The sequence below is a fragment of the Chlamydia pneumoniae TW-183 genome (genome assembly GCF_000007205.1).
GTDB classification, from domain to species: Bacteria; Chlamydiota; Chlamydiia; order Chlamydiales; family Chlamydiaceae; genus Chlamydia; species Chlamydia pneumoniae.
Genome location: NC_005043.1, coordinates 513,674 through 526,180, shown reverse-complemented (window position 1 = coordinate 526,180; position 12,507 = coordinate 513,674). Strand labels below are relative to the sequence as shown.

Sequence of the window (12,507 nt, the reverse complement as noted above, 5' to 3'; positions counted from 1 at the left end):
TAAAATAACTTTGTTAAAATTTTTATACATAAATTTCTATTGTGGCTTGTCCAAGTATTTCTTCTTGGTTTACTGTCGTTCGACAGCATTTTGTAAACGCCTTTGATTTCACCCATCCCGTTTGTTCTCGGATTACAAATTTTGCTTTGGGGATCATTAAGGCAATTCCCGTATTAGGACACATTGTCATGGGAATCGAGTGGTTGATTTCCTGGATTCCCAGACACACCGTTCGTCATGGAATGTTTACTTCTGATGTCTCTAGTGCTATTAAAGTAGAACAAACACGGGGTCATAATTGTTTAGCTCCCCTAGAAGCCTATTTAAGTAGCTTGAGAGTCCCCATTTCCCAAGAAGATCTAGGCAAAGTACACGGGAGAACCCCAGAAGATCCCTTCGTAGATATCACACCCACAGAAATTGTCCAACTTCTCCCTGATGAAGAACTCTCTACTGTAGATGAGGCACTGCAAGGCGTTCGTAGTAGGTTAACCTATGCCTATAGGTCCGTAGAGAAACCTATGATTCAAGATCTTGCTCTTGTGGGTTTTGGTCTCCGAGATTCTGCGGACCTCATAAATTTCGTGCGTCTTGCTAATGGCGTGCAGAATCACTATCCCCATACTAAAGTGAAGCTCTATTTAGCGAAGAACTTGGCAGATGTCTGGGACTGTGAAATTTCTGAAGAGGAAAAAGGGCAACTCCGAGCTCTAGGTTTAGACCCTAAAATAGAGAGTATATCCCTTACGAGTGCAGGTCTTCCTTCGGTGCCAGAAGTCGCTACTGTCGATTTTATGATTACCTGTTACGGGAAAGATCAGGAAGTCCAAGATCCCTAGGTGATACAACATCTTCTAAACTTTGCTCTAGAAGAGACCCCTTCCATTTCCGTGCAATACCAAGAACAAGAGAAGCTCTCTCCGTGCGATCATTCCCCAGAAATAGGTAAAAAGAAAAGATGGAATAAGCTGGAATCCTTCTCCACGTATTGTTCTCTGTTTATGTCTGTTAAGGATCATTATAAGCTGAATCTAGGAATTCAGAATTCCCTGTCAGGGTGGCTTCTGGATCCCTATAGGGTTTGCGCGCCTTTATCTTCACCGTACTCGTGTCCTTCCTATCTTTTAGATTTGCAAAACAAAGAGCTACGTCGTTCCCTTCTGTCAACGTTTCTAGACCCTAAAAATCTCACTAGCGAAACATTCCGTTCTGTCTCTATAAACTTTGGCAACTCTTCGTTTGGACAGAGATGGTCAGAGTTTCTATCTCGTGTTCTGCACGACGAGAAAGAAAAGCACGTAGCTGTTGTTTGTAATGATGCAAAACTTCTGGAAGAAGGATTGTCCCCAGAGGCATTGTCTCTATTAGAAGAAGACTTAAGAGAATCAGGGTATTCGTATCTAAACATTCTCTCGGTGAGCCCCGAAGGAGTCTCCAAGGTTCAGGAACGTCAGATTCTAAGGCGAGATCTCCAAGGACGGTCCTTTACTGTCATGATTACAGATCTTCCTTTAGGTAGCGAAGATATCCGTAGTTTACAATTAGCCTCGGATAGGATTTTAGTCTCCAGTTCTCTTGATGCCGCGGATGCATGTGCTTCGGGATGTAAAGTCTTAGTCTACGAAAATCCAAATGCATCCTGGGCTCAGGAATTGGAGAACTTCTACAAACAAGTTGAGAGAAGAAGGTAGTGTTTCTTTCAGAGAATATTTCAGAGCCTATATGTGTGATAAAATCGTGGCACAGAAGAACTTCTTATTTACTTTAGACGCTGTAATTAAACAGGCCGGTTGGAGATCACAAGAGAAACTCAATTTATTTTATGTTGAAAGTCAGGCTTTAGGAAGAGAAATCAAAGTCAGCTTAGAGGAATATATTCAGAGTATGGTCGGGATTTTGGGATCTCAGAGAACCAAGAAAAGCTTTAAGTTTTCTGTCGACTTTACCCCTTTAGAGCAGGCTCTACAAGAAAGATGCTCTTCTGATGATGACGAAGATGCAACAGCAACTTCGACCGCTACAGGGGCAACAGCATCTCCGACTGACATGCACGAAGATGAGTAACGTTTGTCTGATACCTTAAAAGTTCCTTGCAAAGGGCTCCCTGAAAACTAAATTCCCTCAGAATCTCGAATTCTCCTGACTCTGAAACAATCTTAGGTTTTCCTGAATAGAATCTGACTGAAATTTCTGCTCGAATCTAAGGGCTGTTTCTTATTTTACCCCTAGATGAGGATATTAAATCCAAGCTAGGACTTCAAAAGTAGTTGGTTATTAGTTTATTAAAGAAAATAATACTAAAAATATTTAAAAGCTGTTTATTCAATTTAATTGATATTTTCTATGTTGTTATTTAAAATTGTTTGTTTCTAATTTTATTTTTTTTGTTGTTATGCCAATTCCCTATATTTCTTCTTGGATTTCTACCGTTCGACAGCATTTTGTTAAGGCGTTTGATTTCTCTCGTCCCTTTTGTTCTAGGGTTACGAATTTTGCTTTAGGGGTCATCAAGGCCATCCCTATTGTAGGACATATTGTCATGGGGATGGAGTGGTTAGTTTCTTCCTGTGTTGCCGGGATTATTACTAGGTCCTCCTTTACCTCAGATGTCGTTCAGATTGTAAAGACTGAGAAGGCGTTAGGTCGAGATCATATATCTCGAGTGGCGGAGATATTGCAAAGAGAAAGGGGGACCATAACTCCTGAGAATCAAGATAAGGTGCATGGGAAGTTTCCTGTCTGTCCTTTTGGTCGTTTAAAATCCGAGGAAACTTTAAAACTTAAGCCGGGAGAAAGAGAGGGAACTTTAGATACTGTATTTTCTCCGATTCGCACGCGCGTGACTCGTGCGTACTTACAGGCCCCCCGACCCGAAATACGTACGATTTCTATTGTGGGTTCGAAACTTAAAACTCCTCAAGATTTCTCGCAATTTGTGAGTCTCGCGAATGAAACGCAGAGACTGCATCCTGAAGCGTTAGTTTGTCTGTATTTGACAGGCTTGAATCGCGAATCTCAGATGTGCGATACAACTACTGCAGAGAAGAAGCAGTACCTACATAACTCAGGTCTCGACTCTAGAATCCAGTGCAAAGACAGTAAAGAAGACGACGCTGGCTCTCCTGAAAATCCCGAACTTTGGATTGGCTATTATTCACGAGAGCAACAGCATAATATAGACGGGCAGTATATTCAGCAGTGTCTAGGGAAGAGTGCAGATCCAATTCCTTGGATTCATGTTACTGAAGACACAAAGGATTTTTATTACCCACCAAACTTTACTTCATACTCACATACAAGACAATCTACAGACCCAACATCGCCACCAAGACTCCCTGAAAGTGAGGGGGATAAGGATTCCTTGTACGGACAACTGAGTCGATCGTATCACCATGAGTATATGCTTGGTTTGGGATTAAAACCAGAGGATGCAGGACTCCTGATGGACCCAGATAGAATCTATGCTCCTCTATCCCAAGGGCATTATTGTCATTCCTACCTTGCGGATATAGAAAATGAGGATCTACGAACTTTAGTCCTTTCGCCTTTCCTAGATCCTGGCAATCTTAGTAGCGAGGATCTTCGTCCTGTAGCATTCAATATCGCTAGATTGCCATTAGAATTGGACTCGTTATTTTTCCGCCTTGTTGCGGGTCAGCAAGAAGGGAGAAACATAGTTACCCTTGCCCACGGAACTCCTCGTCCAGAAGATCTTGATCCTGACTCAATGAACATTCTGACCAGAAGATTACAAATGTCTGGATATAGCTATTTGAACATTTTCTCCTATAAATCACGGAAAATGATTGTAAAAGAACGTCAGTTCTTTGGAGATCGTTCTGAAGGGAAGTCTTTCACATTGATCTTATTTGAGGATCCCATTAGTGCAGCAGATTTCCGTTGTTTGCAGCTAGCTGCAGAAGGTATGGTTGCTAAGGATCTCCCCAGCGTAGCAGATATTTGTGCCTCTGGATGTTCCTGCATTCAGTTTTCTGAGATGCAGAGTCCTCAGGCTATTGAATATAGACAATGGGAGGCACGTGTCGAAGATGAAGCAGGAGAAGAAGCCAGAGAACCAGTAATTTATTCTCAGGATCAATTGAGCAGCATGCTCACTACACAACAGAATTTTGTATTTTCTCTAGATGCTGTGGTAAAACAGGCGATCTGGAGATTCCGTTCGAAAGGTCTTCTTACTATGGAAAGAAAGGCACTAGGCGAGGAGTTCTTAACTGCGATATTTTCCTATTTAGGGAGTCAGGAGCGTAATGAGAATATGGGGAAAAGAACTACCGAAGAACATGAGGTCGTTATCAGCTTCGAAGAGCTAGATCGCATGGTGCAAGTCCTCCCAGCCGAAGTCCCTGCAGATTCAGGCAATGATCCTACGCGTCCCGTTCCTAATCCAGATAGTAACCCTGATTCCTCGCAAAATGAAGGCAGTTAGAAAGTAAAAATACTAGAGAAATTTCTTATCTCCAGATGGAATCCTTGGTCCATGTACCTAGGATTCCAGGAAGGGTTTGCCTAGGAATATCTTAATTTCACAAACCCCAGGAGTGCACAAACTCCTTAGAGGACTCTCTCTATATTTGTTCTTTCTACACTAGTATTCCGTAGATTTCTGATTTCCAGGATAGGATTCTAAATAGTTGTATCTAAGCGCTTTTTACAACCTTTCTCAGGTCTCCTCTTTCTAATTTTAAAAATAGCGAATTTCTTGTGGCTATAGGAGTCGCTAAGTATCTTAGAGATTGCTTTTTTCAAGTTTTTTTTAAATACTTCTTTCCTAAGTATTTCTTCCTAGTCGTGTTATGGCTTCTTGTTTATCTGCCTGGTTTTCTATAGTTCGTGAGCACTTTTATCGAGCCTTTGATTTTTCTTTGCCGTTTTGTGCTCGTATTACGGAATTTGTATTAGGGGTCATCAAGGGGATCCCTGTTGTGGGTCACATTATTGTTGGGATAGAGTGGCTCGTTTCTAGGTATTTAGAGAGTTTCGTGACCAAGCCGACATTTGTCTCTGATGTGGTGAGTCTTCTGAAAACAGAGAAAGTTGCTGGTCGCGATCACATTGCTCGTGTAGTGGAGACTTTGAAGAGGCAGAGAGTCGCTGTGGCTCCTGAAGATGAGGATAAGGTCCATGGGAAGATTCCTGTGCATCCTTTCGGGGGAATCCAACCTGTAGAAGTTCTCACTCTCTATCCCGAAGTTCAAGATGCAACGTTAGGGCTTGCCTTCTCTAAAATTCGTAATCGTGTAAGACAGGCGTATTTGCAAGCTCCACGGCCAAAACTGCAGAAGATTTACATCATAGGAAACGATATGAATCCTTTTGAAGTTGACGACTTCTTGCATCTAGCCCGTCTCTGTAATGAAACTCAAAGACTCTATCCTGACGCTACGATTTCTCTATATCTAACAGCTTCTGGTGGTCGCAATGCTATGGACAAAAAGAATCGGAAGTTACTTAGTGATTGCGAACTAAACCCCAAGATTGCTTGTTTGGACTTTAATCAGGGTGATGTAGTCAAACAAGCAACTTGTGACTGTTGGATGGTGTATCATGGGGAGAATGATCAAGGTACGTTGAATCAGATTCAGGAAGAGTTAGAAAAGTCAGGGGAGGAAACCCCTTGGATTCATGTGGGGCAAAAGCCTCTTTCACAATCCTTGTGGGATTTCTCTCCATTTTCATCTTTGGAGATGAAGGGAGATAAAGAGAAAGCTCTAGAGTACTCTGAATTAGAAAAAGAACAGCTATATTCTCGATTGGTATACGTAGGAGAGCGCTCTTCGGTTCTTAGTTTGGAGTTTGGAGATAGTCGGTCAGGGATCTTGATGGACCCAAAACGGGTGCATGCTCCCTTATCTGAAGGGCATTATTGTCATTCCTACCTTGCAGACTTAGAAAATCCCGGGTTACAAAAAACAATTTTAGCGGCATTTCTGAATCCTAAGGAGTTGAGCAGTACCATACTGCAACCTATATCTCTAAATCTTATCTTAAATAGCAAAACTTACTTAAGGCAGCACTTTGGCTTTTTTGAGAGGATGAGCAGAAGTGATCGCAATGTGGTTGTCGTTGTATGTGATTCTTGGTGGGGTACCGACTGGAAGGAGGAGCCAAGCTTCCAACACTTTATTATGGAGCTAGAGTGTCGAGGGTATTCGCACTTCAATATTTTTGCCTTTAGATCTAATAGCATGTGTGTAGAAGAACGTAGGATCTTAAATGAAAGTTCTCAAGAGAAAGCCTTTACCATGATTTTCTGTGAGGATTCAGTATCTCAAGGAGATATCCGCTGTTTGCATTTGGCGTCTGAAGGAATGCTTTGTGGTAAAGAGTGCTATGCTGTCGATGTCTATACGTCAGGATGCGCGAACTTTATGATGGAAGAAGTCTTAACTTTGGAGCGAGAATCTAATCTGTGGAATAGAAAGCATGGTCTTTGGAAAAGAGAAGTTAGAAAACAGAAACAAGAAGCTGCTTTGGATCAAGACGAGAGCGAGATTTACGTTTGTAATCAGCTGACGGCGCAACAGAACTTCGCTTGTTCTTTAGATGCTGCAATCCGCCAGTCTATATGGAGATCCCGTATGCCAGAACTTCTCTCTATTGAGAGACGGGCGTTAGGGGAACAACTCTTTACTACTGTACATCACTACCTAACAACGCAAAAAAAGATCCTCAGGGGAATCTAGAAACGCAGCAATCCGCGCAATTGTCTATAGATTTCACAGCATTAGATGAAGCTGTTGAATCTCTAGGATCGACTCTTAGCAGAGCTCCTTCAGAAATATCTCCAATTCCAGAGGAGGAAGCTCACTTAGGAGCCAACAAATAGAGACAAAGAAAATTCGACGGTTTGAGGATAACGATACGCAATGTCTAAGCTTTGAATCAGGATACTTTGCTTTACAGGCGTGTCTTTGTGCCTATGGTCTCTCTCTCATAACAGAGTCTCTCAAATCTAATTGTCAGAACCTATTTCCCCTAAGAATCGATAACGTATTTGTTAGGAAAACGTGCTCAACAAGAGCGTTTTATTTTCAGTGTACTTGATGTCTAATACAAATTGTTTATTTTGTATTTTTGGCACATCATTTAAATTCCTTGTACTTTTGAATCTAAACGTAAATTTCTTATGACTCATTGCTTACATGGTTGGTTTTCTGTAGTTCGTCATCACTTTGTGCAGGCGTTTAATTTCTCACGTCCTTTATATTCTCGAATTACCCACTTCGCTTGAGGGGTGATTAAGGCCATCCCCATTGTAGGGCATCTTGTTATGGGAGTCGATTGGTTGATCTCTCATTGCTTCGAGAGGGGAGTCTCACACCCTGGGTTCCCTTCAGATATTGCTCCTATACTGAAAGTAGAAAAGATCGCGGGCCGAGATCATATTTCTAGAATCGAAAATCAGCTAAAGAGCCTTAGGAAAACTATCGAGGTTGAAGATCTAGATAAAGTCCACGGGCAATATCAAGAGAATCCTTATGCAGATATGGCCTCTAGTGAGGTTCTTAAACTCGATAAGGGAGTTCATGTTAGCGAGCTTGGCAAAGCCTTTTCTAGAGTTCGCAATCGCATCACCAGATCCTATAGTTATGCCCCTACTCCTCAGTTGGACTCTATAGCTATTGTTGGTATAGATCTCGTCAGTCCTGAAGAACAAGAGAATTTAGTACGCTTGGCGAATGAGGTCATTCAACTCTATCCCAAATCAAAGACAACTCTATATCTTCTTATCGATTTTAATAAGGAGTGGGTAGGGGATATCTCCTCTGATAAGGAAAAACAGCTCCGTTCTCTAGGTCTACATTCTGAAGTTCAGTGTCTTTCCGTCTTGGAACCTCAGGGTGCCGAGGGCGAAGATACGAAACACTTTGACCTTATGGTCGGCTGTTATGGGAAGGATTCTTACTTAAGGGAGGGTAAAATTTTACAGCAGGCCCTAGGGACTTCGTTAGGTACTGTTCCCTGGGTGAATGTTATGCACACATTGCCATCTAGGTATAGATCTCGGCTTTCCTTACCTATAAATACCGAAAAGGATAAGACAGAGCTTTATAAAGAGATTTCTCGTACACACCATCAGTTGCATACTTTGGGAATGGGACTTGGAGCCCAGGATTCAGGATTGCTCTTAGACCGGCAACGACTCCATGCTCCTTTATCTCAAGGGTCTCACTGCCATTCCTATCTTGCAGATCTCACCCATGAAGAGCTGAAAATTTTGTTATTTTCAGCATTTGTGGATGCTAAGAACATAAGTAAGAAAGAGCTTCGTGAGGTATCTCTAAATTTTGCTAACGATACTTCCGTAGAGTCGTGGCTGCGCTTTTTACTTTTAGTGTCCTATGATGAGAAGGAGAAAGACGTAGTTGTCGTTTGTAATCATTCTGAACCTAATATCCTCGGCCTGCCTCCTGAAGCAGTCTCTCAGCTTATTGAAGAGCTTAGCGATGAAGGCTATAGCTATCTGAATGTAGTGCGTTGTGATCTCTCCGGGGAGACTACAGTTCAACAACGTCTGCTATTGAATGCCGATGAAGGGAGATCTATGACGGTGGTGATCTCAGAGCTTCCTGAAGGGCACCCCGATATTCGGAATTTGCAGTTGGCATCCGAAAGAATTTTTGTTTCTCGTGAAAAAGAAGCTGCTGATGCCTATGCTTCAGGATGTAAAGTGGTCGCTTTCGATGATGAGCATCTCCCTTGGGTCTCCAGTCATATTGCCTACGCGGAGGAGATCAGAGAGAAACAAGAACAAACAATGCAAGGGTCTTTAACTGAAGAGCAGTTAGGAGCACTCCTCTGCAACACAGTCTCCACAGAGAAAAATCTAGCCTTTGCTCTAGACGCCGTGATAAAACAGTCTGTGTGGAGATTCCGCAATCCGGATCTTTTTGCTTATGAGAGAGAAGCTCTAGAGGCTTCAGTAACAGATGCTTTAGTATCTTACGTTTCAAATTTAGACATGATACCGTACACAAGTTCTCAGGGCATAGTCATAGAAGATAGTAGTATCGTCCGTACCTCTCAAGAGCATACACTCATTGTGAACTGTGCAGCATTCGATAAGTTAGCGAGCCAAATAGAGTTCTTATGCCCCAGTGACGTGTTGCCCATTTCTGGTAAAGACCCTTTGATTTCTGATGATGAGGATGAGGAACTGAATCCTAAAGTTTCATCTGCTGCAGACTCTAAAGATAAAACCTAGGGAGTGAATTCTACACGAGAATCGAGAGGAGAGCGAGTCTTTCAAGGATTCATAATCCTTGTTAACGTATGCATAAACAAGTGAAGCCATTGCAACGTGAAGTAATCGCATTGATGAAAGATGCTTTCCCTAGGGATGCAAAGCAGATCGTATTCTCTTCTTTCCAAAACAGACTATAGATTCAAAAGATATTCTTTCTTTTCAAATAGACTTGAGAGAGGGGGGGGGCGTTCTCATAGAGTGAGAATCTTGGCCTTCATTGCTAAGTTCTTCGATGATGGATAGAGGATTCTAAGACGACCGGGGCTACAGAAAACTCTAAGCAGAGCTTAGAGTTTTAAAATGTGGATTTTAGTCCTGTAGACACTCGGTGGTTTGTAAATCCATTTTTCCCGTCAAAGGTATAGTTTAGAAAGGCCTGAGTGTCCTCGGTGAGATCTACTACATCATGGATTTGTACAAACAAACCGTGGCGGCGTAGATTTGCTCCTGAGATCGAAGTGCTCTCTTGGTTTGAGACGACAGTCACAATATTGTGAGGGTTGACACGATAGATATCAGGCTTGTAGGCAAGTTTGATGGTCAGTGTAGAAGGAGCCTTCTTAAATGGTGTGAACCATTGAGAAGAACATCCTATCGGTAGGGAAACATTGTACCCTTTACCTCTACTAAAGCTACGTTGCAGATCTCCAGTTTCTGTGAACTTACTTTGCCAACCACCTAGGAATTCTGCGGAAATAAAACCTGAAAGATCCCAAGCTTGAGCCAGAGGTCTTGTAAGAAGACACCAGTTTAGGAAAGGATGTTCTGCAGAAATAAGAACATAGTAACTATTGTTATGCCATTGCCCTTGAGATTTTGGAGCTTTGTCAGGTCTGAGGTAGGTGGTATTTAGGTGATTTTTGGAATAACCATAAGCTGCTTTCCAGGAAATTAAGGCCTCGCTCTTTTGAGTCACGATAGGGAATTGACCAAAGAACGAGAGTAAATACATTTGTTCTGAGCAACGTGAATCGTAGGGGTTGGCGTTAGTTTTTCCATAAAGCTGCCCGAAAGAAAGTCCTAACGTAGTGTGGTCCGTGTAGTTCATAGATAGCGCAGCTTGGTAGCCTCCATAGCGACCTGAAAAGCCCTCATGTCCTTGTCTTGGTGTGTGTTCGACATAGGCTCCTAAAGCTTTCGCGGTTATGGACAACCCGGGATGATCTATCAAAAGAACATCTTGGAGAATATCAGAGAATGCCTGATTTCCTAAGAAGGAAATCCATAAGCTGTTGCTGACAATTTCTCCGTAACGCTCGGGATCTAAGATATAGGTAGAACGCACGAGAGTGTCTGAATTCCATACAGCATAGAGAGTATTTGCGCTAGGAGAGGGACCTCCAGGAAATCCTCCATCAGGAGCTGGAATTAACAGGGGACGGGACCATGTGTAGGACCACTTTCCTTGGTAGCCGTAGTGGCTTGGAGTCGCAATCTCCCCATCAGGAAATCCTGTCTTAGTAACGGTTGCTCCTTTGAAAACAGCGATAGGAATTGCTACTGGAGATTGTAATGACACCATATCATAAAGATCTGTAACGTCATGTTCATCAAGAACCAGAGCTCCTGTTAAAGTGACGTTTTTTGTGCCTGCATTTACTGATGCTGAAACAAAATCTCTTTTTAGGAAGGAAAAAGGATCGAATGCTAACTTTCCAATCGTAAAGTCTACAGCGGCAGGTGCTCCCGTGGGTGTTGCCAGCCCTAAGGTTCCTCCAGAGCCCAGGGTAAGCTGACCTGAGCCCTGAGTAGCGAAGCCAAGAACATTGACAACCGCATTGTCAGTAATCTTCAGTTCTCCACTAGCGATCTTGACTGTTCCTAGAAGTATAGTTGTCGTGTTGGCAGGCAACAGGAGTTCTGTAGAGGAGAGTCCCTTACTTGTAAAGACTACAGATCCTGAAGCGCCATTAGCGTTGATTGTAATGTCTTTATTAGACGGACTTGTGGTTGGGAGGCTATGTGTAATGGGATCATAAAATACAAGACGTGAGCCTCCTTGTGCAGATAGAGACACAATCTCTCCCCCTGCTTCTACAGTGATGGCATTGCGGATTCCAGGTTTTGTATTGAGCATGTTTCCTTGGAACGCAATATCACCTTCGGAAGCCAAAATCGTAAGTGTCGATGTTTGCTTCGCAGGGTCTCCAACAGAGGGGCCTATGAAAATAGCTCCACCCTTCTCCGCGCGGTTTCTAGAGAATTCAATAGGACCGCGTCCTTGAATATTGAGCACTTTAGCACAGATGGCTCCGCCATTCCTCGCTGCAGTGTTGCTATCTAGGAGCAAGGCACCCTGGTTCCCTACGATGTTGCAGGTTTCGGCGTAGATCGCACCCGCATCATTTGGTGTACCATTATAAGAGAAGGTGCACTTCCCCTGATTGTTTTTTAATTCGAAAGTTCCCGTAGGGATGCAGATGGCTCCGCCACTTCCTAAAGCATAGGTTCCTGATGAAGGGGTGACGCCTTTTAAGCTGTTCACACAGGAGTTGGCGGTGAAGATGATGCATCCAGAATTGTTTTCAAAAAGGAGAGAGCTTCCTCCATAAATCACGCCGCCTCCTGACGAAGTAAAGTTATGGGAGAAGCTCATGGTAGCGGTGTTATTGATGAATTTAACGACTGCCGTGGGAGAACTGCTAATTGCAGAGCCGAAGTTGGCAAGGTTCCCAAAAAACTTGATCGATTGGGATATGTTTTCGACAGTGAGTGAGTCTGTAGGTTGGAGAGCAGAGGCTCCTGTAGTTACTGTAGTGATTGCGGGAGTTGCCGACGTAGTTACAGATGCTGGAGAATAGGCAACACGGTTCGTAGTGAAGATCAAATCTTTGATAGATTGGAAAACAATATCTTTTCCGTAGATGAGGCCGCCAAGTCCTGTCGATTGGTTCCCTGTAAAGTTTATAGAAGAAAAATTCTTGAAGGTCAGAGTCTCTGCGGCAGAAAGTAGCGCATAGTTACTATTTGTAGGAGCTTGACAAGAGGTAAACGTTAAGGAAAGGCCCTTCCCTAATAAGGAGAGATTGCTGGAACTATTGATAAAGGAACTTGAAAAACTCGCCCCCAAGAAGTTTGAACAAACAAAATCTGAAGTGAGTAAGATCTCTTCACCCTGATTCGTAATTGGAGGAACAAAGTTCCCTCCGAGTCTAGTCTCAGCAAACGCGCAACTTGCACTACATAAACAGGCAAGTAGACAAAAAGATGAAGATTTGAAAGAAAGAGGCATGCCTCAA

8 protein-coding genes are annotated in these 12,507 nt (G+C 42.8%); 7 read left to right on the top strand and 1 reads right to left on the bottom strand.

What is annotated here, in order from left to right; translation table 11 throughout:
• Positions 1-41 precede the first annotated feature (41 nt).
• The 7 genes from CPB_RS02340 to CPB_RS02315 all read left to right on the top strand — a co-directional run bounded on the left by CPB_RS02340 (position 42) and on the right by CPB_RS02315 (position 9,226).
• Positions 42-839: a DUF575 domain-containing protein gene (locus CPB_RS02340; RefSeq protein WP_010883102.1), complete on the top strand. Its 798-nt coding sequence runs from the start codon at positions 42-44 to the stop codon at positions 837-839.
• Positions 840-1,691 carry a DUF562 domain-containing protein gene (locus CPB_RS02335; protein WP_010883101.1) on the top strand — a complete coding sequence of 284 codons (852 nt, stop codon included), beginning with the start codon at positions 840-842 and terminating at the stop codon, positions 1,689-1,691.
• 31 nt (positions 1,692-1,722) lie between these two features.
• The gene (locus CPB_RS02330; RefSeq protein WP_226989996.1) at positions 1,723-2,064 is read left to right on the top strand and encodes a hypothetical protein; all 342 of its coding nucleotides are present in this window, start codon (positions 1,723-1,725) and stop codon (positions 2,062-2,064) included.
• Between the two features lie 328 nt (positions 2,065-2,392).
• On the top strand, positions 2,393-4,447 hold the full coding sequence (locus tag CPB_RS02325; RefSeq protein WP_226989995.1) for a DUF562 domain-containing protein: 2,055 nt from the start codon (positions 2,393-2,395) through the stop codon (positions 4,445-4,447).
• A gap of 367 nt (positions 4,448-4,814) precedes the next feature.
• Complete coding sequence (locus tag CPB_RS02320; RefSeq protein ID WP_011126147.1) at positions 4,815-6,704, top strand: DUF562 domain-containing protein; 1,890 nt, start codon at positions 4,815-4,817, stop codon at positions 6,702-6,704.
• Positions 6,705-6,724: 20 nt separating this feature from the next.
• Positions 6,725-6,847 (top strand): hypothetical protein, encoded by a 123-nt coding sequence (locus CPB_RS05840; protein WP_010892020.1) that lies wholly within the window; start codon positions 6,725-6,727, stop codon positions 6,845-6,847.
• Positions 6,848-7,255: 408 nt separating this feature from the next.
• Positions 7,256-9,226: a DUF562 domain-containing protein gene (locus CPB_RS02315; RefSeq protein ID WP_233417557.1), complete on the top strand. Its 1,971-nt coding sequence runs from the start codon at positions 7,256-7,258 to the stop codon at positions 9,224-9,226.
• Between the two features lie 337 nt (positions 9,227-9,563).
• Here the strand turns inward: CPB_RS02315 and CPB_RS02310 are convergent, their stop codons facing one another.
• Positions 9,564-12,500 (bottom strand): autotransporter domain-containing protein, encoded by a 2,937-nt coding sequence (locus tag CPB_RS02310; protein ID WP_010883095.1) that lies wholly within the window; start codon positions 12,498-12,500, stop codon positions 9,564-9,566.
• Positions 12,501-12,507: the final 7 nt, after the last annotated feature.